This is a genomic window from Marinobacter sp. M5B, assembly GCF_042604615.1.
GTDB lineage: Bacteria > Pseudomonadota > Gammaproteobacteria > Pseudomonadales > Oleiphilaceae > Marinobacter > Marinobacter salarius.
Genome location: NZ_CP156894.1, coordinates 1,744,280 through 1,767,732 on the forward strand (window position 1 = coordinate 1,744,280; position 23,453 = coordinate 1,767,732).

The following is a 23,453-nucleotide window of genomic DNA, read 5'->3' on the forward strand; positions in this document are numbered from 1 at the left end:
CGGCCTTGCTGTTACCCCAATGGATGCGCAATCGGCAGTTTGAGGGTAAAGGCCGACCCTTCCCCGGGTCGGGAGCGAAGGGTTATTTCACCGCGATGCTTTTCGACCACAACGTTCACGAACGACAGCCCGAGCCCGGTGCCATGATTGCCAGACAGCTCGCTGCTTTTCTGGCGCTGATAGCGATCAAACAGATAGGGGATTTCTTCCGGAGCAATGCCTTCCCCCTCGTCGCTTACAGTCAGGCACGCCTGGTGGCCGGCCTGAAAAACCTGAATATTGACGATCGATCCGGATGGGCTGTACTGCACGGCGTTGGTCAGAAGGTTGATCACGGCACGTTCAAGCAGTTCCGCATTTCCTTTCAGCCATAAATCCTCTGTTCCCTGAAGTAACAGCTGAATGCCTTTCTCGGCAGCCTGCTCGCTGACGCTGTCGCGGGCGTTCTCAACAATGGCTAAAAACTCGCATTCGTAAAAGCGGGTTTCGGTTAACTGTTCGGCCCTGGCAAGCTGCACGAATTCTTCAGCAAGATGATAACTGCGCTTCGCTAGCCGACCCAATTGGTCGAGCTGTTCCGGCTCGATATGGCCACGATTCCGCTTGAGCTGTTCGATCAGTGCAAGTTGTGAAACCAGGGGCGAGCGAACATCGTGAGAAATGAAGTCGATGGCCTCCCGGTGCTGGCGCTGTTGTTCCCTGAGTTCCGAGATATCCGATATGTTGGCGATAATGCCGTTCTGATCGCTGTCAGGCAGTGAAAACGGCGCGAAGTGAATCAGGAAATCCTTATCGCGAATCCGTAGGTCCACTGTGCGGCTCTGAGCCAGCGTGAGGGTTTCCGAGACGGTTTCATGCCAGGGCGGATTGTCTCGTGGGTCATGTCCCTCCAGAAGTCTGGCCAGGGGCAGGCCGCTGAGGCTTGGCATGGGTTCACGAAACCATTCTTCAATGTGGCCGTTGGCAAAGCGGATAACGCCTAACTCGTCGGTTACGATAATGCCGTCCGGCATGCGTTCGAAGCTGCGCCTGATAAACCTCTGCATCTGACTCATGCGCTCGGTCGCCAGGCGTACTCGCTCGATTCGAGCGGAGATGTTTTCCCTTGGCCCCGTTTTACGCACCGGCTCCTGGGTGCTGGACAGCGGCAAACGGCGGAGGTAGCGCTGGATGGCCTCCCGGCTCAGGTCGTTGGGCAGCTTGAGCCCGATTTTGTAGGTAACGCCATTGCGTATCAGGCTGACCCAGCTTTGGCCATCAATGTGATGCCATTGGCCCGGGGTGTCCAGTGGCGGGATATCATCGGCGGCCAGACCAGAAGACGTCATCACGTCATCACCTTCAGCTAACAGCCAGCCCTCTGGTTGAAGCAGGGCCTGGAAATGGCTGAGCAGTTGCGGTGGGTGCCTCAGTGACGGCTCTTCGAGGGTCATGGTGGGCCCGCGGGCAAGCTCGTCAAGCTGCCGGTTGAGGAAGCTGTTGGTCATGGCCAGCCGTAGTGCGCTGGATACGGGCAGCGCCAGCAGGGGAATTACGATGGCGTGGGAGATCGGTAGCCAGAGCTTGGCTCCGACCAACAGTAGCGCATGCAGGAGAGCCAATAAGCCGAGGCTCGTCAAACAGAGCAAAATGCTACGTGCCGGTCGCATGCGGGGTAGGGTGAACGACAATAGAGCGATGATAAAAACGGCGAGACCAATCGCAATAGGCTTCGATACCCGTGATATCAGTTCGTCTTTCACCAATGCGGAATAACTGTTGGCGTGGAACTCAACGCCGGACATGGGCTGATTGAGGCCCGAAAACGGGGTGGGCAGGATGTCGCCAAAACCCGGTGCGGTTGCACCCACAAACACGGTTTGCCCTTTGAAAGCATCCTTTGCGAATTGCCCATCAAGCACCTTGGTATAGGAGTGGGAAGGCAGCGTCCCGGCACCGCCAGCCATTGGAATGGCGCGGTAGTGCTGTCTGACGTTTGTGTAGGGCGGCACACTGGATATTTCCGGGCCCGGTGACGGTGTATCAGAGGCCGCCAGTGCCAGGCTGGGCCATAGCTGATCGCCCAGGCCATTGAACAGATAAAGTCCTCGCGCCAAGCCGTCTTCGTCAAGCTCCACGTGGGCGTGCCCAAGCGTTGCAGCTGCGGACGCCAACGCAGGGGCGGGAAGTTGTTCGCTGATCAGGTAGTGCCGGGAGGGCGGTGACAGATGAAGCGGCAGGATGACGTTGCCGTGTTTCTGCATGGCGTTGGCCATTGCCTGGTCTGCCGGCGATGGTTCGGGGAACAGGATGTCGAAGACAATCGTTTTGGCGCCGGCCTGATGGAGTTTCTCAATGAGCTGTGCATGGGTTGTCCGTGGCCAGGGCCAGCGCCCCAGGCGATCCATGCTCAGTTCGTCAATGGCGATAACAACGACGTCATCGGCCGGTTCTGCGGGTGTTGCGGTGATAAGGGTGTCGTAAAGCCAGAAGTCCAGGCGCTCCGGAGCAGAGGTCGTCTGGAGCAGTAGCAAAAATGTCAGTAGTGGCAGGCCCAGCGTCCAAGGTGTTGTTTTAATGGGAAACCAGTTCCGGGTCATGGGGCCTGCTGTCGGGTATCAGGAAATTGTGGGTTATTCCAGAAACAATTCCCTCCCTGGTCCCCACCGGCTTTCGAGCGGACCGTCAGAGAGGGCTTTCAGGCGAACAAAATACCGTCTTCCGGGAATGAGGCGCAAGGCCGCAGTGGTATCCGACAGCGTAGCCTCTTTGATGATGTTGTTAAATCCCGGTTCTTCAGACAGCTGCAGGCGATAATCGGTTGCAGTATCCACCTTCTGCCAGAATACCCTTACCTGGCTATCGACGTAGTTGACACTGATGATGCGAACCGGTGGCAAGGTCCCGTTCACGACCAGCGAGCGTGCCTCACTCGTGGCCACAGAATTGCCGCCGGCCTCGGTGACCACCCGCCAGTAGTATTGTCCCGGTGTCAGTGGTCGAGAAGGCAGCGCGCTTTCATCCGGCGCCCACTCGCTGGTGGCAATCGTGTTTCCAAAGTCTTTGTCCTCCGCAATTTCCACCCGGGCGACTTCGTTTTCGCCGCGCAACTGCCATCGGAACTCGGGCATGTCGTCGTTAACGGTCGCGCCTGGTTCCGGTTGTTCCAGTGCGGCAGTCCGGGCCTGTAGGTCGACTTCGAAAGACATGACGCCGGGCATGCCTGCCATGCCACGATTGTCGATGGCGGCAAGGTGAATCTCGTAGCGGCCATTGTCCAGCAGGTTAATATCGAAATCATTGTCGCTGACTTCGCTGCTGTTAATCCAGCGGCCGGACTCGGCATCAAAGATATCCACGCGATGGCTGTTGGCTCCGTTGGGCGTCCAGCTCAACTGTGCAGGAAGTTGCTTCAACTGCTGCGGCAGGGGGTTAATCTCCGGAGCTGGGGGCAGGCGGCGGATGCTCATTCTGCCCACACCTGCGGTTGAAACGCTGGCGCTATAACCAGCTGGAATCCGGCGTGTTTGCCCCGGCGGGCCAAACGATACCTCGCCCTCGGTAACCCGTAGATCGGTCATGCCGGGCGCAGTCCTGAGGGTAAACATGGTGCCCCTGACTGCCGCCACCGCGGAGGGAGTTTCGATCTCAAAACGTGAACCGCCCTCGATCACGGGTTTCACCTGGGTTTCAATTTCGCCCTGATTGAGGCGCAGGCGGGTGTCCACCATGCCGGACTTCCCATACTGCGTCAGGCGATTGAAGGCGAGGCGGGAATGCGGTGATATCCGCACTACAGAGCCGTCAGCAAGTTCGATGGTTGCCGTGCCAGCCTGTGACCGGATTTCATCACCCACCCGAATCAGGGAATCGCTGGTCAGGGGGCGTTTGGTGCCGTCACTACCGGAAATCAGTTGCACCGACCCGGTCACCGAGTTGACCCGCGCAGGGTTGGGTTGGCGCTGAAGCCAGGCAAGGGGAATTCTCAGGTTGTCTCCACTGCCCACCTTGGCGGGGTTATCGATGCCGTTATGCTGTAGCAGGCGAATGGCGGGAATACCCTTGGACAACAATGCGTCAGCGATCTCCGCAAAATGTTCACCGGGTCGTACCGTATAGATCCACTCCGGCGTCGCATTGGATTCAGGGGTAGCAGTGGCCGCCTGGGAACCCCGGGTGACCGAAAGTTCCGCCTGTACTGGCAACGCCGCCAGGGAGCTGATTAGGAGCAGCAAACCGATGAGTGTTCGCAGGGTGACGCATTGACTCATGTCAGGCTTGTTCCATGACCGGTACGTTCTCATCCGGGCCAGAGGCTTTCATGGCCTCAAGACGATAGCCGCGCTGGTAAATGGTCTTGATGCGGAAGCCGTTTTCGGGATTAAGGCCCAGTCTGCGGCGAAGCCGGCTCATGTGCGTGTCCACGGTACGGGTATTGATGTCTTTCGCCAGTCCCCATACTCGCTCAAGCAGCATCTCGCGGGTCAGTAGGCGGCCCTGGTTCTGGAACAGGAACAGGGTCAGGTCAAAATCCTTGTCGGTCAGCGTCAGCACGTTGCCGTGAAGCGCAATGGTCCGAAGCTGGGTATTGATCTCGAAAGGGCCGTACTGCAACGATTCTTTTTCGGTATCGGGGCTGGTGCGACGTGCCAATGCATTGATGCGCGCCACCAGTTCTGCCTCGCGAGCGGGTTTGGCGAGGTAGTCGTCAGCACCAGCATCCAGCGCACGTACGATGTCCGTCTCGCTGTCGCGCTGGGTGAGAAACACCACCGGAATCTGCCAGTTCAACTGCGCACGTACGCTTTCCAGAACCTCAATCCCGGTCATGTCGGGTATTTGCCAATCCATCACCAGCAGATCATAGCTGCGGTGAAGGACCGCGCTCAGGAATGCCTGGCCTGACGGAAAACTGTCGCAGTGGTGCCCGCGCTCGGACAACACAGACTGAATGTGCTGAGCCTGTTCATGTTCGTCCTCAAGCAGGGCAATTCGCATCAAACGTCTCCCGACATCAAATTTGTCATATTCAGGCTTCCCGGCCGACGGCGGGGAATGGGTATTGAATTCAGCTTCATATTATTACAAATCCGCAATTTCGCTTCAGTGTCGTTATGTAGTGTTGCGTAAACGGATCGCAGGCTTTCCGTTGTCGTCATCCAGTGTTTGTCGGCAGCCGGGGAAATTACTGCAGCCCCAGAACCAGCCTTTTTTGCCTTGTCTGCGCACCAGGGGCGAAAAACAGTGCGGGCAGGGAATGGGTTTCTCTCCCGTGCCATCCGCCGGAGACTGGTCCTCAATGGGCCGTGTGCCTTTGCAGTCAGGAAAGCGGGTGCAGGCATGGAAGGCACCAAACTTGCCCTCGCGCTGGCGCATGGGAGCGCGGCACTTGGGGCAGTGCGGCTGCCCCTCGCTTGGTGGGGCAGTCTTGGCTTCCTGCTCTGGGGTATTGATGAACCCGCGTATCTGTTCTTTCAGGTCTGCAATAAACTGCTTGGGATTGCCCTCGCCGCGGCGAATACTTTCCAGGGTGGCTTCCCAGATGGCCGTCATATCCGGCTTGCTGACGGATTCCGGCAATGAATCAATCAACGCTTTTCCCTTCGGCGTTGACCGGATGTGGCGCTTGTCCCGGTATAGATAGTCGCGCCGGAACAGGGTATCAATGATCGCCGCCCGCGTGGCCTCAGTGCCCAGCCCATCGGTCTCACGCAGGGTTTTCCGAAGTTCTGGATCGCTGACAAAGCGAGCGATATTGGTCATCGCTGACAGCAGCGTCGCGTCGGTGAAATATTGGGGTGGCTGGGTTTTGCGCTCGGCGATGTCCATCGAGTCACAGAGTATGGGGTCACCTTTCTCCAGGCGAGGGAGGGGCGCTTTGGCGGCCTCCTGTCGGCTTTCCCGCTGGCGAATCTCCAGGGTTTTCCAGCCCGGCTGAAGAACCGCGGTTTCCGTTGCCCTGAACGCGTGTTCGCCAATCCCGACAGTTAATTTGCCATCCCGGTGAATGGCGTCGGCGCTGAACTGCATCAGGTAATACCGGCTGATCAGTTCGTAAATGTTTCTCTCAGCTTCGCTCAGACGTCCATTGGGCGCCTTTCTGGCCGTCGGGATGATAGCGTGGTGGGCATCCACCTTCTTGTCGTTCCAGGCTTCGGTGCGGCGGTTGAGGTCCGTTGCCTCGCAGGCTGTCGCCAGTTCGCCGGCGACATTGCCAATGGCCTGCACCACACTCTGACGCTGGTCAAAATGACCTTCCGGCAGATAACGGCAGTCCGAACGGGGATAGGTAATCAACTGGTGGCGTTCGTACAGGTTTTGTGCGGTGTCCAGCACGTCTTTCGCGCCCATGCGGAACAGTCGCCCCGCCTCGATCTGCAAGGCTGAGAGTGAGAATGGGAGAGGCGGCGTTTCGTTCCTGTCGCGGAAACGGGATTCCGTAACTTTGCCGGGCCGTCCTTCTACGGCCTCGGCGATCTGTCTGGCGACATCGCTGTCCAACAAACGGTCTTCTTCGTCCAGGTATTCCCGGTAGGCTTCCGAGGGCTGCCAGCGTGCCGTAAACGATTGCTGGTCCGATTCCTCATCTATCGCGTGGCACGTCGCCTGAACGCGGAAAAAAGGTTTCGGCTGGAAGTTCTCAATGGTGTTGTCCCGCTCCACCACCAATCCCAGCACCGGGGTTTGTACACGGCCGACGGAATATACGCCCTGCTGGCCCTGCTGCTGGTAGGACAGGGTATAGAAACGAGTAAGATTAATGCCGTAGAGCCAGTCCGCCCGCTGGCGGGCGAGGGCGGAATGGGACAGGCGGCGAAACTCACGATTGTCCTTGGGAGCCTGGATGGCCTTTGCCACGGCCGCCGGAGTCAGGTCGTTGATCAGGATTCTCTGCACCGGACAGGTGGCACCGGTGTAGCGGATGACTTCGTCCACCAGCAGTTGGCCTTCCCGGTCCGGATCGCCGGCATGGACAATGGTCTCCGCCCTGCGGACCAGAGACTCCAATACCTTGAGCTGCTGGCGTACGCTGTCTTTAGGCATCACCTCCCAACGCCCGGGAAACAGGGGTAAATCTTCCTGTCGCCATTTTTTCCAGCGCGGGTCGTACTGGCCGGGTTCCGCCGGTTCCAATAGATGGCCGATACACCAGCTAACGGTGCTGGCGTTGCTTCCTTCGCCGCAACGAATCCATCCGTTCCCCTTCTGATGGGGAGCGGGGAGGGCAGCAGCAATTGCCCGGCCCAGGCTTGGTTTTTCAGCAATGTACAGGCGCATAAGTCGGAAGCAGTTTTCGGGTGGGGATGGAAGATGGCGCTTTGTCTGTATCCTGTCAAGGTAACACAGCGTTTGGTGTAGTAGACTGTTCCATAACACATTCAATCAGGAGCAGGCCTGTTTATGTCCACACAACAAGCCATTGAGCAAAAGCTGACAAGCGCTTTCGACAGCCAACACCTCATGGTTGAAAACGAGAGCCACAAACATAACGTGCCGCCGAACTCTGAAACCCATTTCAAGGTGACTCTGGTGTCTTCAGAGTTCGAGGGGCAGGGTAAGGTCAAGCGGCACCAAGCCATCTACAAAATACTGGCGGACGAAATGGCCGGTGGCGTCCACGCCCTGGCGCTGCATGTGTATTCACCACAGGAGTGGGAGAGTTCCGGCCAGGCTGCGCCTGATTCTCCCAATTGCATGGGCGGCTCCAAGAACGATCCGGCCTTTGCATCCGGAGGTGGCCAGTGAGCCAGTTCTTCCAGATTCACCCGGAAACGCCCCAGAAACGACTGATCAACCAGGCCGTGGATATTCTCCGCAAGGGAGGCGTTATTGTATATCCGACGGATTCCGCCTACGCCATTGGCTGCCACCTCGGTGACAAGCAGGCAGCGGACCGGATAAAGCGCATTCGCCGCCTGGATGACAAGCACAACTTCACCCTGATGTGCCGGGACTTGTCGGATATCGGTGTGTTCGCGAAGGTCGACAACACCCAGTATCGGCTGCTCAAGAACTTCACGCCGGGGGCTTACACATTCATTCTGGACGCCACCAGTGAAGTACCACGCCGTCTGTTACACCCCAAGCGTAAAACCATTGGCATGCGGGTGCCAGACAACGCGATTGTGCAGGCGCTGCTGGCGGAACTGGGCGAACCCATCATGAGCAGTACTCTGATATTGCCGGGTGACGAGGACCCGATGACCGACCCTTATGACATCCGGGAAACTCTGGAACACGAGCTGGATCTGATCATCGATGGTGGTTTTTGCGGCCTGGAGGCGACCACCGTGGTGAACATGACTGGGGATGCACCGGAGGTGACTCGCGTCGGTAAAGGGGACCCAGAGCCCTTCCGGATTTAGCGGAATCAGGCCCGGGTGTTGAGGCTCAGGGCGAAATTTTTGCGGTCTGCGTAGTTGGTCGCCTGATCGGTATTAATGGTTCTGCGCAGGCTGTCGTAGCGGTGCGCCAGGTCCTGCAGGCCGTTGAATTGTTGGTTATCGCTGACCAGGGTGTCCAGCAGTGAATTGTTCACGCCGTATGCCTTGTTCAGTTTGAGCGCGTTGTCCACAAAATGCAGGGTGGGCTCGCTGGCGCTGAGCCGGCTGAATGCCTCCCCGAACGGCTTGCTGTTGTTCAGGTCCTGTTCGATACGGCTACGGCTTTCCTCTGGGATGCCACCACCAACGCTGATCTTGCCTTCGTCGTTCTTCGAAACTTCCACACTGGTTGCCGGGTTGAGTTTGTATTCGGCAAGTTTATGCCGCAGCGTTTCTCGCATATAGGCAAGGTCCTGCCCGACGGTTTGTTTGTATTCCGCCATCTGCAATCGGGTGGACTTGGGGCGGCCGGTATCGAAGCTCGCCCGTTCCGACAGGGTGAACCGGTCATCGGTTGCGGAGCCCGGTGCCTCCGGAGCAGCGGGCTTTGCCGGCGCATTGCCTGGCGCCGCCGGCTGTTTCTTTTCCATGGCCTGCTGGAACTGGGTGCTGGCTTTGATCAGCGATGTGAGTAGCGACATGGCGTTGGTTCCCTCCCATGGCCAATGAGAAAATGTTGACGGTTTTGGTGTCTAGGGGAGGTGTAAGCATAAAGCGGGCCATCGCGACTTACTGCAGTGCACTTCTTAATACCCTGAATAGTTGGCAGGAGGGGCGGCCGCGAGACCGGCCCTCCCTTGGTAAGATCACCCGGATTTATAACGCTTTTCGCAACTCGCCATAATCTCCACTCGTTCTCAGCACGAGGGTGATGTTGTTGTCGTTCCTGTTTCGGAAAAACCAGCCATGGTTGCCGGTGAATGCAGCCACAAGTTCGCCTTCATCTTCCGGAACGCCCCGGCCTTTTTTGTAAGAGATGGATTGGCCACCGCCGTCACCGTGAGTGTCGAAATTGATTGGGCCGCCTTCAGAAACCCAGGAAAATCGGGCTGTCGCACCTTCTTCCATGGTGAGTTTGAACTCAGTGCCTTCTCCCGGCGTGAGAACCACGCGCACTTCATCCTGCCACTGCGACTCTGCAGGTGTCGGTTCTGATGCAGGCTCTTTCTCGGCAGGCGCGAGCTCAGGCTCGGGAGCCGATGCTGTTTCCTGAACAGGTTTGGTAGTTTCTGCTGCTTTTTGTTCCGCTGAAGGCTGCACAGCAACCATCTGGGCAGCCTCGTCAGCAGCTGCTTCTTCAGCAAGCTGCTCCTTGATCTCGCCCATTTCAGTCAGGCCCAAAAGGCGACCTGCGCCGGTTGGGTCCAGGGCGTATTCAGCGGGCATGACCACGGTTACCAGCAGAAACAGCGCCACAATAGCGGCAATGATGGTGGATCGAACCAGTTTGGCAGTGCTGGGCAGTTCTTCACGGTTGGGTATATCGGTGTTGTACATAAAAAATCTCCAGAATCAGGCGACAAAGTAACCGGTGAGCTGATAGCCAAAGAGCAGAAAACCTGCACTCATCATGGCCACGTTGGCGGTGTAGGCATGGCGGAAAAAGCCGTCGGTTTTTCGCCAGAAGCTGATGGCAATCAGGATCATGGCCAGGGCGATTAACTGTCCGATTTCCACGCCCACATTGAAGGCAAGGAGGTTCGGAATCAGGCCGTCCTGTGAGATGTCGTATTCGATGATCTTGGTGGACAGACCAAAGCCATGGAAGAACCCGAAAATCAACGTGGCGGCCTTGGTGTTGGGCTGGAAGCCAAACCACCGCTGATAGGCACCGATGTTGTCCAGTGCCTTGTAGACGATGGACAGACCGATAATCGCATCAATGATGTAGCTGTTGATGCCCACGTTGAAGTACACCCCCAGCAGCATTGTGGTGGAATGCCCCAGGGCAAACAGGCTCACGTAGATCGCGATGTGCTTCATCTGGTAGAGGAAGAAAATGACACCCAGCAGGAACAGCAGGTGGTCATAGCCGGTGACCATGTGTTTGGCCCCCAGATAGATGAACGAAATAAGGTTTATCCCGGTAATTTCCTGGATGTACCCCTTGTCGCCCTGGGCGACGGCATGGGCGAGTACATCGGTACTCAGGCCCAGCAAGCCCAAAGTCAGAAATATCCAGAGTAGACGATTGCCTGTGCCCATTGAGGACACACCACGGCATCGGCCAGGCAAGTTTGACAACATAAAGACTCCAATCGAATGTGTTTTTTCGGGCCGCGCAAGCGGCAAGAATCAAGCGGAAAGGAGAGCTTTTGGAGGGCGTTCAAGCCGATAGCGCAAACTGCGGGGAGAACCTCCGGCAAAGGGCACGGGCTGCCGGAGAACGGTCAGGCTTTGGGAAACAAACGGAACCCTGAGCTGATCTACGGTCTCGTGGGTATGATTGCCAGCATCATGATGAAGTGACGCCGCCTCTGGCTCTTCGTCAAAATCGTGGGTGTGTCCATTGCCTGGGTGGCCGTCATGCAGTGATTCCCAATCGCCAGCCAGCTCAGCCACACCGTGAGAGAATGACTCGCCAATCACCGACAGTGACAGACCCGCCAATGCAAACAGCATGACGAGCGTCGGAAGCAGTTTTCTCTGGTGGATGGCCGAAATCATCAATCTAATGCGTCGAATCTGTGGTTGGATTTCAAGGGAGATAGAGGATAACATCCCCCCATGGGGGATAGGAATTAAACATGGTAAATAATCACACGCATCAATCTCACCCGAATATTATCAAACGCCTGAAGAGGGCTAACGGCCATCTTGAAAGCGTGATTGGTATGATTGATCAGGGAAAACCCTGCCTGGAACTGGCCCAACAGCTTCACGCCGTGGAAAAGGCCATTCAACAGGCCAAGCGAGTGTTGGTTCAGGATCATATAGAGCACTGCCTCGATGATGCCATCGGACCTCTGGCACCGGATCAGCAACGCCGAGTGGACGAATTTAAGGCCATTGCCCGGTATCTGTGATCCTGTCAGTAACCAATTCCCGGATTCAGTCACACCGTAGCGGTTCAATCTTTACATGTACCAGCGACTGACACTGGTTCTGAATGCGGTTTTTGTAAGCGGTGGGTGACCCGTGATTGGAATCCTGAAACACCAAACCTATCGTCATCTGTTTTTGGCCCAGGTGGTCGCCTTGCTCGGCACAGGGCTGGCAACCGTGGCCTTGAGTCTATTGGCGTTCGATCTGGCTGGAGATAAAGCGGGGCAGGTACTTGGCACGGCGATGGCCATCAAAATGGTTGCCTATGTGCTGATTGCACCGCTGGCCTCGGCGCTTGCCGAGAGTGTGCCCCGACGGTTGATGCTGGTATCGCTGGATCTGGTGCGGGCTGCCGTTGCACTTGCCTTGCCTTTTGTGACGGAAGTCTGGGAGGTGTATGTACTGATCGCCGTGCTGCAATCTGCATCTGCGGCCTTTACGCCGACGTTCCAGTCCACCATCCCGGACACCTTACCCAACGAGGACGACTATACGCGGGCGCTGTCCCTTTCCCGTCTGGCCTACGATCTTGAAAACCTGATCAGCCCGGCTCTGGCCGGCATGCTGTTGTTGGTCACCAGTTGGCAAGGGCTGTTTTCCGGCACGGTGGTTGGCTTCATCGCATCCGCGTTGCTCGTCGTATCGGTGGCTCTGCCTTCTGGCTCTGCACCGGAGAAGCGCCGGAGTATTCACGAGCGTGCCCGCCGTGGGTTTCGTATTTTTATGGCCACACCGCGCCTTCGGGGGCTGATCGCGCTGAATGTGGTGGTCAGCATGGCCGGCTCCATGGTGATCGTGAACACCGTAGTGATCGTGCAAGGTGGTTTTGGCCTGACCGATCAGCACACGGCTATGGCTTTTGCGGCATTCGGCGCGGGTTCCATGCTGGCGGCACTGGCGTTGCCCGCGCTGCTCAAACGCTGGAAGGACCGTCCGGTGATGCTGGCAGGGGCTTGGGTGTTGCTCGGCGGTTTGGGCGCGGCGTGGTTTGCCGACAGCCTCTACAAGCTGATGCCAGTCTGGGCGCTGCTTGGTGTCGGATTCTCAGCGGTTCAGACACCCATAGGTCGTTTGCTCACCCAGTCTTCTCATGGCGAAGACCGCCCAGCACTGTTTGCCGCCCAGTTTTCGCTGTCTCACGCCGGCTGGCTGGTCGCCTATCCGCTGGCGGGATGGCTTGGCTCATCTGCCGGCATTCAGCCAACGCTGATTGTGTTGGCGGTTCTGGGGCTTGTCTTCCTGATTGCAGCCAGCCGACTGTGGCCCGCCGATGATCCATTGGTGATTGCCCATAGCCATCATGACCTGCCACGCGACCACCCGCACAGAACGGAATCGGGAGCGGAGCATTCCCACCGGTATGTGATTGATGAACTGCATCCGCGGTGGCCGGGTTAAATGACTTCGTCGCCTTTAGGCGTCAAGCTGATGGAAATGTGCCCTAAGATCAACTCCAACTCGATTCAGGAATCCTCCTGAATAAGAGCAACGAGGTCATGCCGAATTTCTTCTCTACTCAGATCGGGCCGCATTAAGAGGCGGGGGTTACCTTCGCGATCAAATACATAAATCGCGCTGCTGTGTGACACCGCATAATTTCCATCAGCGGCAGGTTCGTCATAACCGAAGGTTGTTCTATATCGTTTTGCCAGTTCACGAAGCTGGGGTTCTTTTCCAGTGAGTCCTACAATATTGTCGCCGAAGAAATCCACGTATTTTGCGAGACGCTCAGGCGTGTCACGTTTCGGATCGACACTCACGAACAAAGTGAGTACTTCATCCTGAAGCTCGGGGTCCAGGCCACTGGTTGCCTGATTGAGTTTTTGCAGGGCGGTCGGGCAAACATCGGGGCACGAGGTGAACCCGAAAAACAGCATTCTCACGCGGCCACTGTAATCATCGCCAGATACCGACTCGCCCCGGCTATTGATCAGGTCGAATTCCAGCTCAGGCATCAAGCCACTGATGTTTTTACCGTTCCAGTCTTCCGCGTCATTGCCAAGGCAACCAGTCAGCAATAGGGATGCTATCAGCGTTAAGGTCGCCGATATGATTTTGTTGCGCTGTCGCCAGAAGCGAGTTCTCATGACGCTGTTTCCTCAAGTTGTTTGGATTGATTGGTATATTTTCCGTCCTGATGCATGGCTCGCCGGAGCATCAGAAGAATGCCAAGGATGCTCATCATGGCCGGAGGGATATAGGTCAGCATGCCGCCCAGAAGCTGGTCGACTTCCGGGTCCAGCGGCCAGGCCCTGCCACAGACTTCGTAAACGTCGTAGACCATGTCACGTGAGAACACGATCCACGCTCCAAGAAACATCTGAAGCACACCTGCGGCAGCCAGAACCAACATGCGTCTGCCATACCCCAGCGATGAGGTGATCGCAGGCGGTCGCGGGTCGAAGATCAACCACCAGAACAGCAGGCCATCCAGTAACATGCTCCAGTTCATGACCCAGTACAGGTCCCGGCTGAGCATGGCGTCGAAATGGATTGATGGCCACAGCCAGAAATAAATGAGCCCGACAAACAGGAATAGGGCGATGAAGGGTTGTTGCAGGACCTGATAAACCCAACCCAAAGGCCGGAGCGTGCGCTTCCAGCCCGGGCTGATTTTTTCAAACCAGAACCGCATGACCGGCAAGGGATTGGAAAGCGCGATCAGGATAGGCCCGATGTGATGAAGGATCAGATGCTGGCCCCGATGGACGAAGAACATGTATTGCGCGTAGTAATCGAAGCGGGTCTGCATCACCGCATAACAGATCAGCACCCCCAGGGTGAAAGCAAAAATCCGCAGCGCGCCAGGCCGATCCTGATCCGGCATCCGAAGCAGACCGATGCCATAGAACCCCATCACGAGCATGTAGCTCAGCACGGTCAGCGGCGAGAAATCGTAGGGTAGAAGGTAGTCAAGCAGTGACATAGCGTTGCCGGTTTTGTTGTTATTCCAGTGACTCTACCTTGGATGTCACCAGGTCGTACAGTTCTTGAGGCCCCAGCCGGCTCAAGGAGTCTCCGTTGACGTAGAATGTTGGAGTTCCGGAAATTTTAACCGCTTTAACGTCCGCAGCATCCTGTTGAATAATGCCGTTTATTTCAGGCGAGGTCATACTGGCCCGAGCGGCTTCTACATCCAGCCCGGCTGACTCCGCCGCATCCCATGCTGCGGTGACATCGGGATCGTCATTCCACTGGGGCTGGGCTTCCATGACAGCGTCAAGCACCGGCTCGTAGATCCCCTGTTCGCGGGCGGTTTCCAGAATTCTGACGGCCTCTTCCGAGCCTTTGTGAAATAGCACGTAGCGCAATACCAGGCGCACTTTGTCCGGGTATGCCGCCATAATCTGTTTCACATAAGGGTACATGGCGCGACAGCCTTCGCAGGATGGGTCGAAGAACTCGACAATGGTTACCGGCGCGTCCTCAGGGCCAATAACGGGAGAGTAATCCCTCACCAGTGGCGTTTTTTCAACAACAGCGGGCTCATTAGTGCCCTGAGAGCGATCGTAAATAACAAAAGCACCAGCGAAGACAACCAGACAAAAAAGAACGAGGCTTGTGACCAGGGTTCGGGTACGCACGTAAGATCTTCCTATTTTAGATGGGTTTAACGAGTGTCAGGTTTTCCGGTATTCGGTAGTAGCCGATTGGGGACCTACCTTAGATAAAGCATCATTTCAATAAGTTACACTAGGGACTGCACGATAATCGTCACGACGGCCGCCGCCAAGGCCTGATGTCGTTTAACTTTGTCTCGCATGGGTTTCTTCTGTCTTGGTGATTCAATAATCAATTCGATGTTGCATTTTGGGGAACTTTTCGCAGTAAGGTTCGCCAACGAAGCTGGCGATACCGATAGAAAGTCTGAGCGTATAACCACATCACGAACGTGAGAACGCCCGCTTTGATTTCTACCTCGTCCAGATAGGTGCAGGCCTGATTTCCGTTAGGTGTAACTCGAATGATGTGGTCCCAGACGGGGACCAGCCCTCCGCCTTCTCTGGTGGAAAGAATTCGCGCGTCGTCGTCGATCCTTTCAAACGTCAGTGAATGCTTCCACGCAGGAATGCAGCCAAAGAACAGTAAGCGTGCAACCTCTGTGTCGCCATTTCGCCATTGTTGCGGAAAATCCTCGGCTCTTCTAAAGCCCAGAAGCCCCCTGCAAACAAACAGCAGGGTACTGCTTTTTCTGACTAACGCCCAGACATGATCAGCCGGCGCTGGAAAGGTTGTTGTTAGTCTTAACCTCACGCTCACATTCCTTGTCAGTGAGTCTGCGCCCCGCAATGGGCAGTGTTCGGGCATTGATCATCACCGCGCTCCCATTGGATGGTTGTATGCTGGATGCCAAAGTGCTCGTTCAGCATGTCAGCGGCCTCGCTGATGATCCGGTCGTCACTCTCGGGGTCCGGTTTCACCAAGTGAACGGTTAGTGCATTTTCAGTGGTACTCAGTGCCCAGATGTGAAGGTGATGGGCCGATTGAACACCAGGTAAATTCTCCAGGCGTTCGTGGACGGCCGAAGGATCAATGCCCTTGGGAACAGCATCGACGGCCAGTTTTACGGAATCTTTCAGCAACTGCCAGGTGCCCATAAAGATCACAACGGCAATAATGAGGCTGACGATGGGGTCAATCCAGGCCAGGTTGGTGAACATCAGTACCGTACCGGAGATTACCACGCCCACTGACACTGCAGTATCTGCGGCCATATGTAGAAAGGCGCCGCGGATATTGATGTCGCCTTTTTGCCCTTTGAGGAAAAGCATCATGGTGGCGCCGTTGATCAGCACACCAATGCCAGCCACGATCACCACCGTCAAGCCAGCGACATCAGCAGGCTCCGTCAGGCGCTGAATAGCTTCCCAGGTGATGCCACCAACAGCGGCGATCAGAATCAAGGCGTTGAAAAGTGCCGCCAGGATGGTGGTTTTCTTCAGACCATAGGTTTTGCCGTATGTTGCGGCTTTACTGGCGAGCCAACTCGCCACCCAGGCCAGAATCAGACCCATCACATCGCTGAGGTTGTGGCCAGCGTCGGCCAGCAGCGCCAGAGAGCCGGAAATAATCCCATACACCGCTTCGATGACGACAAACAGCGTATTGAGTATGACCGCAATCGCAAATGAGCGGTTATGAGTGTCGAAATGATGGCTATGGTCGTGACTGTGGTCGTGCATGTCTGCCTCTATCAACAAGGATTTGTACACAGTTATGAGCCCTGTAGTAGCTACAGGGTCAAATATTTGCGGTCGGTTTTTCTCTTGCTTGGGGAGAAAACCTACCGTTCGTGGGTTTCCTTTAGTACGCGTGCTAAATCCTCAGGTAACGGCATGGGCGCGAATGCGCTGACGTTTGCGCGCCCTGTGTTCCCAGCCGGAACCCAGATGCGGGAGAAGAGTAAGGCAGCGATCGCTCGAGTAAACTGCCCAACGACTTCGCGAGCATCTCTCGTCCGCCAACCCAGTTTGAGCATCCGTATATGAGTTGCGGCGTGCGCCAGAGCGTATTTCTGGCTGAGGATATGGGCGCGTTCAAGATGGGTGAAGGCAGACTGGATATCGCCCCGTTTTTCTGCCTCGTGGGCAGCCTGAAGTTCCGCACGAAAGAAGCGTTTCAATTCACTGTGCATTGATTCCTCCTCCTACTCCCTTCCGTAGTTGCCCATTTTTGAGCGCGAGTCTTCCACTTGTTCGTCGGGACTTTTTTGGGTTCTAAAGCTAGTGGCCGAAATCATGATCACGCCCAGGACTATGAAGACGTCGGCAAGATTGAACGCCGGCCAGTGCCAGGATTGCCAATGAAAATCCAGGTAATCGACAACGTAGCCTCGGAAAACTCGGTCGATGACATTTCCGAATGCACCGCCAAGTACCATCGCATAGGCCAGGGCTTCTGTTCGCTTATGGCTGTCCCGAATCAATTTGACCAGAACAGCCGAGACGACAACGGCTATCGCAATAAAAAAATATCGCTGCCAGCCCCCGCCATCGGCGAAGAGACTAAAGGCAGCGCCTTTATTCCATACGTGCACCCAATTAAAGAAAGGAGTGATCTCAACCGATTGCCCGTAAGCCATGGATTGCTGGACGAGCCATTTAATAAGCTGGTCGGCCAGCGCTACCAGTGTGGAAAAGCCGAGAAAGATAAACGTAGAAAAACTAGCACGGTGTTCAGACATCGAATTATCCTTTTAGTGCAAGGATGCGCTTGGCACCAATGAATACAATGCCTCCCACAACGCCGCCAATAACCAGATCCGGATAGTTTGATCCGGTCCAGGCAACAAGAAGCCCCGCAAGGATAACTCCCAGATTGATAACCACATCATTGGCCGAAAAGATCCAGCTGGCTTTCATGTGAGCACCGCCTTCACGGTGTTTTGCGATCAGAAGAAGGCAGCTGATGTTGGCAACGAGAGCAAGAGAGGCGATGGTCATCATCATTGACGACTGGGGATCACTGCCGAACAGAAAACGCCTGCCAACCTCAACCAGTACACCGACGGCAAGGATAAGCTGGAGAATGCCAGCCACATGCGCAGCTCTGACCTGCATTTTGATGCCGTGCCCAACGGCGTAAAGAGCAAGACCGTAGACGGCAGCGTCGGCAAGCATGTCTAGCGAGTCTGCAATTAGGCCAGCAGACTGCGCGATCAGGCCCATCGTCATCTCGACCAGAAACATCAGGCCGTTGATTGCCAGCAGTATCCATAAAGTGCCGGATTCCTCAGTCTCGTTGGCATGAGACGATTCAGCCGCCCTGACGGACTCAGGGCTGGCGTCTTCTGTCTTCTGCAAGGAAGCGCCCAGATCCAGGGTTTCCAGTTTGCTGGTAATAGGTTCGACTTCGCCTTGATGGATAATTTCCAGCTTTCGATTCGATAGGTCGAATGAGAGTGACTGAATGTTGTCAAAACCCGTGAGCGCCATTCGAATCATTCGCTCTTCTGAGGGGCAATCCATTTTTGGCACGCTGTAGGTGCTGAGCTGGCTGTCTGTTTCGGCGGTGACGGGTCTCTGAAGCTCATTGTTTACGACAGAATCTTCGCTGCCGCACTGTCCATCGCAGGGTTTGCTCATTTTCGCGGCTCCGGTTCTCACACAAGTTCCGTTATTTAAAACCCTGTAGTCACTACAGGGTCAACGTTAAGTTGTTAGTTTTTGACGACACTGGTGAACCCACGGCGATTCGACGACTTGCGGTTCAACCCTGTAGTAACTAACGGGTTGAACTGGAGTACATCAAAAGGAGCTTGAGCAACGATGAGACAGAGCAACAAGAGCGTACTTATCCTTGGTAGCTACGGAGCTGCAGGGGCGGCTATTGCAACGCTCTTGGGGCAACGGATCGACGGCAACATTGTCTTGGCAGGCCGGTCGCTGGAAAAAGGGCGTGAACGGGCGGAACAATTAGATCGCCCGGGGAATACCGGGCAGAGCTGGCATCAAATTAACAAGGTGGTGTCCGGTTTAGCGGGGGCCACCACAGGGAGCGAACAGAAGAATTTAGTGAATGACCTGGCGTCAGACGGAAAGCGCTTCCGTGCCCACGACGCGATGTACGAAGACAGCCGCTTATATTCAAGTTCAATTCAGTGTCAAAGGGTATAATAAAAGGTTTTTGTTTTAGATTGTTGAAATACAAAGAAAAAATTTAAAAATGTAACAACTCTGCAATAAGTGCAAAGCACCATCTACTCAGCATTTGAAAGACTTCAAGTGTCATTTTGAATCTATCTAATCTGAAGAGGTGTCCATGAAAAAGTGTCTATCAATGTTGGTGTTTGGTGGGGTTGCAGTAACTTCAATGAATGCACTAGCGGCGGAAGGTCCTATCCTGTACGGCAAAGCCAATGTTTCGTATGAAAACCAGGACGACGGTAATAGCGATACCTGGAAGCTCCAGAGTAATGCGTCCCGTCTGGGGGTAAAAGGGGCGCTCAATACCGACCTCGAAGGCTTGGAGGCGATCTACAAGGCAGAATTTGAAATATCGATTGATGATGGAGATAAGGATGGCCAGACTTTCTCGCAGCGTAATATTTACGGTGGCTTCAAGCAGGCGAACCTCGGTGCACTGATTGCGGGAAAATTTGACACACCTTTAAAGTCAGCGCAGGGCAAGGTTGACCAGTTCAACGACCTACAGGCGGATATAAAAAATATCATGGCTGGTGAAAATCGGACCAGCAACATTGTTCAATACAGTTCTCCACGTCTGTTTGATGCTGTGGGCGTTAGTGTTGCCGTCATCCCGGGTGAAGAGCAGTCAGCTGGGGCAGAGAACGACGGACCTGCGGATGCAGTTTCCAGCTCTTTTACGTTTGAGAATGACCATTTCTACGGAAGTATTGCCTACGATTCTGAGATTGAAGATTCACTGGAAGCCGATTCAAGTGGCGATAGTCGTCTCAATATCCTGCGAACCGTAGGGAAGGTCCGATTAAGCAACTTCGAGATCGGCGCAGTTTACCAGTTGGCAGAAGAAAGCGATGGCCCTGGAGAAGATACGTCTTATCTGGTTGGCGGTGCCGTTAACCTTGAGCGTTGGAAGATCAAGGCGCAGTACGGACTGACAGAAGCCGAGACAACAAACGAGGAGCTAACCCTGGTGGCCTTGGGGCTCGATTATAAACTGGCTAGCAAGAGTAAGGTTTATGCTTACGTGTCTCAGGTGGAGGCGGACTTGGCTGACTCTGAGGACTCCACATTTGGTGTGGGCTTCGAGCATAAGTTTTCCATGTAGGGTCGAGCGTGATCGCTGAATACAGGGAGACCGACGTATCTGAAATCTTTTCCGGATTTCAAGTTCATTTAAGGTTCGTGTGAGAGCCTACTTGTGAGTTAACTAAGGTTATTTAATGGCGGGAATGCTTCATTCCCGCCTTTTTTTTGACCTTTAGTCCGTTGTTCTAGCTGGTTTTAAGATTTACGCCACGATCCGTACGAATCGGATATCACAAACAATCAAGAAAGAAACTGGAGGGGATTACATTGAAACGCAACATTCTGGCCACTGCGATTGCAGGGATGACAACACTGTCGGGAAGTTGGGCCGCGACGGCAGCGGAGATTGAATTCCACGGTGATATGGATAACCGCTTTCAGGCTTACACCAATCAAAGAGACTGGTTTTCTGGTGGTAACTCAGGTGGCGGTACGCTGAAAGATGACGAGCCGACCGAGAGCTTCGGCGAGGTCAAATATCGCTTCTGGGCGAAGGCAACTTCTGACGACAAGAAAGTTACCGGTGTATTCGCGACGGAGATTGGTGGCATCCGCTACGGTGAGGGGTCGGGTGGCGACTATTCCGGTGATGGTGTGAACATCGAAACACGGTGGGCTTATGTGGATTTCTTGGTGCCCAACACGCTAGACCAGCGCGTATCGCTGGGCTTGCAGCCAGTGTCAGTGAACCGACATGTCTGGACTGAAACCGCCACAGCCGCTGTTTGGAAAGGCTCACTGGGCTCTGGATTTGACTATCAGTTGTTATGGGGGCGAGGTGACTCTTCCAATGAGAGCGGCGTCGACTCAGAACAGGACGAAGGCTGGGATGGCGCGGACAACTTCGCGATCAACCTGAACAAGCGTTACTCACCGAACCTGAGCGCGGGCCTATTCTATCTCTATCAGATGAATGATCAAATTGCTGAGGGAGTAGGTACGGTAAATAGCAGGGAGTATGAACTGAAGAGTATCGCTGATAACTCCAAATATTCCGTTTCCAGCTTTGGGGTGGAGATGGATTATGGTCAAGAGACGTCGCTAGGCCGCATGTTCGTGAAGGGTACGGTGATTGGCCAAAGCGGAACAATAGAAGGTGTAAATTTCGTCCCATTGAATGGTGCTACGAATCCCAATACGAACTATGACCTTTCGACCTTTCTGGGACGCGGCGAGCTCGGGCTGCAATTTGGACCAAACCAACTGACGTACACCGTGCTCTACGCATCGGGCGATGGCAATGAGCAAGACGGGGACTTCGACGCCTTCATCGCCACGGATGTCGACTTCAGCGACAGTATGATTTTTCAGGAAAACATGACGAGCGATGACTACTTCGCCGAAACGCCCTATATCCTCGACAAAGGGTATTTCATGAACAAGCTACAGCTCGATCATAAAGTAGCGGCCAATATTACGGTCAGCGGAATGATTGTCTACAACCGCTTGGCTGAGGACATTGCACTTGCCGATGGATCGTCCTCAAAAGATCTCGGACTGGAATTTGGCTCCAAGGTCTCGTACTTCCCATACCCTTCGCTTGAGCTGTCGGCAGAAGCTGCATACCTGGCATCAGGCGATGCCATGGATGCGCTGGAGGAAACTGCCTTACAGGACGGCAAAAGCGATCAGGACATTGTTCATGTTGCCGGTCGGGTAAGGTACAAGTTCTAACAAGAACGGGGTGGTGGGAGCGCCACCCCGCTTTTGTTATACGAAATGAATCCGCATTAAGTGACTTTTTCCTATGATGACTCGTTCTGCAGTATTTGTGTTCCTGATGCTACTACTAGCTGGTGCGGTACAGGCGGTTGAGCGTGAGCATCCAGCAAAGGCAAAGGTCACTCAGGTAGATCGTGATCAAAAAGTGCTTTCCCTCACAGTCGACGATGCCACTGTTGAGGTAGGTGATTTATTTGTTGTGTTGCGGGAGCCTGATCATGCAGGCATCCCGGAGAAAAACCTTGCAGTCATCGGTATCGAGAGTATCGGAAAGGATCAGGCGGTAGGGAAAGTGCTGTTTGGAACGATGCCCTCCGTTGGCGCTGTATCGAAACGCTTTTACGGTATCCCGGCAGTGTTTACTGACAGAGCCGGCGACCCCAGGGCGGTAACGCCGGCGTTGAAAGCCCGATTTCCTGATCTTTTGTGGCGGGACGAGCCAGAGGCGTCAAACGATGTGCCATTGGTGCGCTTTCAAGTTACCGGGAGAGGTCAAGCCGTTGCGACCTACAATAACACCTGGTTGGTCGGCATCGTACAGACCGATGCTGAAGAACGTCGGGTAGGTTCAGTTGAGGAGGAGGTTTTAGCGTCTCCATTTGCCAGACTGCCCATCAACGCAAAGTCGTTGTCCGCGTTTCGTTCTGGCAGCGATTACTATTTTGCGGCGGAGCATGGAAACAAACTCAGCTTTTTCCTTGTTGATTCCAGCGGGGCTGTTCAGAGCCTGGCGTCCATTGAGGTGCCCCGTCGGGAGAAAGTTATCCGAATGGACTGGTACGTTTCAGAGAACTCATATTACCTCATTTTAAATCAGTGGAATGGCCGTCGCGTTTCAAGTTCTTTGATCCAGTTGGCCGAGGGGGAGGCCGAAGCCATCGGTTTCATTCCCTTAATTTTGGGATTGCAGGATTTGGATGCTAACGGTCGCCGGGAAACTATTCTCGGGCAGTCTTTCTACTCAGAGCAGGGGTTTGGTTCAGAGGTTTATGAGATATTAATCTCACCGAACGGGCCTGACCTTGATAAGGCCGATCATGAAAAGTTAAGCCGATACACGCCGGTGTTTCGGGTAATCGGTGCCGTTGTTCAGAACAAACCGGGACCTTTGAATATGGTGACCGTCTCCCAAGGGAAGGTTTCATTTTTCCCTGCTGGCACTGAGGGCCCACATCTGGACTATGAGATTGGAAAACGGGTGTCAGGCACGAGTATGACTTACGACGTGTCGCCTGAGTTGGTGTTTAGTCCGAGGCAAACACTATTTTTGCCGAACCTGCTCGTACGCTCCGGTGGGGACGCAGTTAATATCGGGATTCCACAGGAATCCAGTGCAGCCGAAGATATGATAGGTGTTTATGATACTCGAGTTGATTGGTTGACGCTGAGATCCGGGAAATCTCCCAAAACTCAGTCAACAAGTCTTCTAACGTCGGCTCCGGTGTCCCCCGTATCAGGCAATACAGAGTTATTCTTTATGTCGCCGGATGAAAACTCAGTTCAAAGTGACAGTTTTGACGTTGAGACGTTGGTGTATCGGGCTGCTATGCCTACTGGTCGCTGACGAAAGCTGGATAAGTTGCCCTTGTAG

The 23,453-nt window shown here is 54.8% G+C and carries 24 protein-coding genes; 8 read left to right on the forward strand and 16 right to left on the reverse strand.

The annotated features are described in order from the left end of the window. Positions 1–11: 11 nt before the first annotated feature. The 4 genes from AAGD24_RS07860 to AAGD24_RS07875 form a co-directional block, all read right to left on the reverse strand. Entirely contained in the window at positions 12–2,579 is a 2,568-nt protein-coding gene (locus AAGD24_RS07860; protein ID WP_273622999.1) for a CHASE2 domain-containing protein, read from the reverse strand. Between the two features lie 33 nt (positions 2,580–2,612). Further along, the gene (locus tag AAGD24_RS07865; RefSeq protein WP_273622998.1) at positions 2,613–4,250 is read right to left on the reverse strand and encodes a FecR domain-containing protein; all 1,638 of its coding nucleotides are present in this window, start codon (positions 4,248–4,250) and stop codon (positions 2,613–2,615) included. Position 4,251: 1 nt separating this feature from the next. Next, positions 4,252–4,977, reverse strand: coding sequence for a response regulator transcription factor (locus AAGD24_RS07870; protein WP_075194521.1), 726 nt, complete (start codon positions 4,975–4,977; stop codon positions 4,252–4,254). Positions 4,978–5,091: 114 nt separating this feature from the next. Further along, positions 5,092–7,257 (reverse strand): DNA topoisomerase III, encoded by a 2,166-nt coding sequence (locus AAGD24_RS07875; RefSeq protein ID WP_273622996.1) that lies wholly within the window; start codon positions 7,255–7,257, stop codon positions 5,092–5,094. 123 nt (positions 7,258–7,380) lie between these two features. On the opposite strand from AAGD24_RS07875, the gene AAGD24_RS07880 reads away from it, so the two are divergent. Then, on the forward strand, positions 7,381–7,725 hold the full coding sequence (locus tag AAGD24_RS07880) for a BolA family transcriptional regulator (RefSeq protein ID WP_075194523.1): 345 nt from the start codon (positions 7,381–7,383) through the stop codon (positions 7,723–7,725). Then, positions 7,722–8,345, forward strand: coding sequence for an L-threonylcarbamoyladenylate synthase (locus AAGD24_RS07885; RefSeq protein WP_007151771.1), 624 nt, complete (start codon positions 7,722–7,724; stop codon positions 8,343–8,345). Before AAGD24_RS07880 ends, AAGD24_RS07885 begins: the two co-directional genes overlap by 4 nt. Before the next feature lie 5 nt (positions 8,346–8,350). On the opposite strand, the gene AAGD24_RS07890 is transcribed toward AAGD24_RS07885, so the two are convergent. From AAGD24_RS07890 to AAGD24_RS07905, 4 genes are all read right to left on the reverse strand, one after another. Next, positions 8,351–9,004 carry a hypothetical protein gene (locus AAGD24_RS07890; protein WP_273622993.1) on the reverse strand — a complete coding sequence of 218 codons (654 nt, stop codon included), beginning with the start codon at positions 9,002–9,004 and terminating at the stop codon, positions 8,351–8,353. A gap of 175 nt (positions 9,005–9,179) precedes the next feature. After that, entirely contained in the window at positions 9,180–9,860 is a 681-nt protein-coding gene (locus AAGD24_RS07895; RefSeq protein WP_273622992.1) for a hypothetical protein, read from the reverse strand. 15 nt (positions 9,861–9,875) lie between these two features. Continuing rightward, positions 9,876–10,610 (reverse strand): HupE/UreJ family protein, encoded by a 735-nt coding sequence (locus AAGD24_RS07900; RefSeq protein WP_206512133.1) that lies wholly within the window; start codon positions 10,608–10,610, stop codon positions 9,876–9,878. Between the two features lie 48 nt (positions 10,611–10,658). Continuing rightward, entirely contained in the window at positions 10,659–11,030 is a 372-nt protein-coding gene (locus AAGD24_RS07905) for a hypothetical protein (protein ID WP_126810365.1), read from the reverse strand. Between the two features lie 80 nt (positions 11,031–11,110). Here AAGD24_RS07905 and AAGD24_RS07910 point away from each other — a divergent pair, with 80 nt between their 5' ends. Then, positions 11,111–11,389 carry a metal-sensing transcriptional repressor gene (locus AAGD24_RS07910; protein WP_126810364.1) on the forward strand — a complete coding sequence of 93 codons (279 nt, stop codon included), beginning with the start codon at positions 11,111–11,113 and terminating at the stop codon, positions 11,387–11,389. 112 nt (positions 11,390–11,501) lie between these two features. Next, positions 11,502–12,806, forward strand: coding sequence for an MFS transporter (locus AAGD24_RS07915; protein ID WP_273622990.1), 1,305 nt, complete (start codon positions 11,502–11,504; stop codon positions 12,804–12,806). A gap of 65 nt (positions 12,807–12,871) precedes the next feature. Here AAGD24_RS07915 and AAGD24_RS07920 read toward each other — a convergent pair whose 3' ends face one another. The 8 genes from AAGD24_RS07920 to AAGD24_RS07955 all read right to left on the reverse strand — a co-directional run bounded on the left by AAGD24_RS07920 (position 12,872) and on the right by AAGD24_RS07955 (position 18,493). Then, a complete protein-coding gene (locus AAGD24_RS07920; protein WP_273622989.1) occupies positions 12,872–13,495 on the reverse strand; it encodes an SCO family protein in 624 nt (207 codons plus the stop codon). Beyond that, complete coding sequence (locus AAGD24_RS07925) at positions 13,492–14,334, reverse strand: cytochrome c oxidase assembly protein (RefSeq protein WP_151981752.1); 843 nt, start codon at positions 14,332–14,334, stop codon at positions 13,492–13,494. Before AAGD24_RS07925 ends, AAGD24_RS07920 begins: the two co-directional genes overlap by 4 nt. A 19-nt stretch (positions 14,335–14,353) precedes the next feature. Next, complete coding sequence (locus tag AAGD24_RS07930; protein WP_273622988.1) at positions 14,354–14,992, reverse strand: thioredoxin domain-containing protein; 639 nt, start codon at positions 14,990–14,992, stop codon at positions 14,354–14,356. 208 nt (positions 14,993–15,200) lie between these two features. Next, on the reverse strand, positions 15,201–15,662 hold the full coding sequence (locus AAGD24_RS07935) for a hypothetical protein (protein WP_151981748.1): 462 nt from the start codon (positions 15,660–15,662) through the stop codon (positions 15,201–15,203). A gap of 14 nt (positions 15,663–15,676) precedes the next feature. Continuing rightward, positions 15,677–16,591 carry a cation diffusion facilitator family transporter gene (locus tag AAGD24_RS07940; RefSeq protein ID WP_085681243.1) on the reverse strand — a complete coding sequence of 305 codons (915 nt, stop codon included), beginning with the start codon at positions 16,589–16,591 and terminating at the stop codon, positions 15,677–15,679. Positions 16,592–16,692: 101 nt separating this feature from the next. Then, positions 16,693–17,043 (reverse strand): DUF3703 domain-containing protein, encoded by a 351-nt coding sequence (locus AAGD24_RS07945; protein ID WP_228210855.1) that lies wholly within the window; start codon positions 17,041–17,043, stop codon positions 16,693–16,695. Between the two features lie 12 nt (positions 17,044–17,055). Continuing rightward, positions 17,056–17,592, reverse strand: coding sequence for a signal peptidase II (gene lspA, locus AAGD24_RS07950; protein ID WP_273622986.1), 537 nt, complete (start codon positions 17,590–17,592; stop codon positions 17,056–17,058). A gap of 4 nt (positions 17,593–17,596) precedes the next feature. Beyond that, the gene (locus AAGD24_RS07955; protein ID WP_273622985.1) at positions 17,597–18,493 is read right to left on the reverse strand and encodes a cation transporter; all 897 of its coding nucleotides are present in this window, start codon (positions 18,491–18,493) and stop codon (positions 17,597–17,599) included. 183 nt (positions 18,494–18,676) lie between these two features. On the opposite strand from AAGD24_RS07955, the gene AAGD24_RS07960 reads away from it, so the two are divergent. The 4 genes from AAGD24_RS07960 (at position 18,677) to AAGD24_RS07975 (ending at position 23,426) form a co-directional block, all read left to right on the forward strand. Then, positions 18,677–19,024, forward strand: coding sequence for a hypothetical protein (locus AAGD24_RS07960; protein WP_273622984.1), 348 nt, complete (start codon positions 18,677–18,679; stop codon positions 19,022–19,024). A 145-nt stretch (positions 19,025–19,169) separates the two neighbouring features. Then, positions 19,170–20,159, forward strand: a complete 990-nt coding sequence (locus tag AAGD24_RS07965) for a porin (RefSeq protein ID WP_273622983.1) — start codon at positions 19,170–19,172, stop codon at positions 20,157–20,159. A gap of 248 nt (positions 20,160–20,407) precedes the next feature. Then, entirely contained in the window at positions 20,408–21,814 is a 1,407-nt protein-coding gene (locus tag AAGD24_RS07970; RefSeq protein WP_085681232.1) for a hypothetical protein, read from the forward strand. Positions 21,815–21,887: 73 nt separating this feature from the next. Beyond that, positions 21,888–23,426 carry a hypothetical protein gene (locus AAGD24_RS07975; RefSeq protein ID WP_273622982.1) on the forward strand — a complete coding sequence of 513 codons (1,539 nt, stop codon included), beginning with the start codon at positions 21,888–21,890 and terminating at the stop codon, positions 23,424–23,426. Positions 23,427–23,453 lie beyond the last annotated feature (27 nt).

Coding starts and splice junctions, on each gene's coding strand:
- AAGD24_RS07965 (WP_273622983.1), top strand. CDS start 19,170: ATGAAAAAGTGTCTATCAATGTTGGTGTTTGGTGGGGTTGCAGTAACT.
- AAGD24_RS07870 (WP_075194521.1), bottom strand. CDS start 4,977: ATGCGAATTGCCCTGCTTGAGGACGAACATGAACAGGCTCAGCACATT.
- lspA (WP_273622986.1), bottom strand. CDS start 17,592: ATGTCTGAACACCGTGCTAGTTTTTCTACGTTTATCTTTCTCGGCTTT.
- AAGD24_RS07925 (WP_151981752.1), bottom strand. CDS start 14,334: ATGTCACTGCTTGACTACCTTCTACCCTACGATTTCTCGCCGCTGACC.
- AAGD24_RS07940 (WP_085681243.1), bottom strand. CDS start 16,591: ATGCACGACCACAGTCACGACCATAGCCATCATTTCGACACTCATAAC.
- AAGD24_RS07960 (WP_273622984.1), top strand. CDS start 18,677: ATGAGACAGAGCAACAAGAGCGTACTTATCCTTGGTAGCTACGGAGCT.
- AAGD24_RS07895 (WP_273622992.1), bottom strand. CDS start 9,860: ATGTACAACACCGATATACCCAACCGTGAAGAACTGCCCAGCACTGCC.
- AAGD24_RS07910 (WP_126810364.1), top strand. CDS start 11,111: ATGGTAAATAATCACACGCATCAATCTCACCCGAATATTATCAAACGC.
- AAGD24_RS07865 (WP_273622998.1), bottom strand. CDS start 4,250: ATGAGTCAATGCGTCACCCTGCGAACACTCATCGGTTTGCTGCTCCTA.
- AAGD24_RS07920 (WP_273622989.1), bottom strand. CDS start 13,495: ATGAGAACTCGCTTCTGGCGACAGCGCAACAAAATCATATCGGCGACC.
- AAGD24_RS07975 (WP_273622982.1), top strand. CDS start 21,888: ATGATGACTCGTTCTGCAGTATTTGTGTTCCTGATGCTACTACTAGCT.
- AAGD24_RS07900 (WP_206512133.1), bottom strand. CDS start 10,610: ATGTTGTCAAACTTGCCTGGCCGATGCCGTGGTGTGTCCTCAATGGGC.
- AAGD24_RS07955 (WP_273622985.1), bottom strand. CDS start 18,493: ATGAGCAAACCCTGCGATGGACAGTGCGGCAGCGAAGATTCTGTCGTA.
- AAGD24_RS07880 (WP_075194523.1), top strand. CDS start 7,381: ATGTCCACACAACAAGCCATTGAGCAAAAGCTGACAAGCGCTTTCGAC.
- AAGD24_RS07890 (WP_273622993.1), bottom strand. CDS start 9,004: ATGTCGCTACTCACATCGCTGATCAAAGCCAGCACCCAGTTCCAGCAG.
- AAGD24_RS07860 (WP_273622999.1), bottom strand. CDS start 2,579: ATGACCCGGAACTGGTTTCCCATTAAAACAACACCTTGGACGCTGGGC.
- AAGD24_RS07875 (WP_273622996.1), bottom strand. CDS start 7,257: ATGCGCCTGTACATTGCTGAAAAACCAAGCCTGGGCCGGGCAATTGCT.
- AAGD24_RS07905 (WP_126810365.1), bottom strand. CDS start 11,030: ATGATTTCGGCCATCCACCAGAGAAAACTGCTTCCGACGCTCGTCATG.
- AAGD24_RS07945 (WP_228210855.1), bottom strand. CDS start 17,043: ATGCACAGTGAATTGAAACGCTTCTTTCGTGCGGAACTTCAGGCTGCC.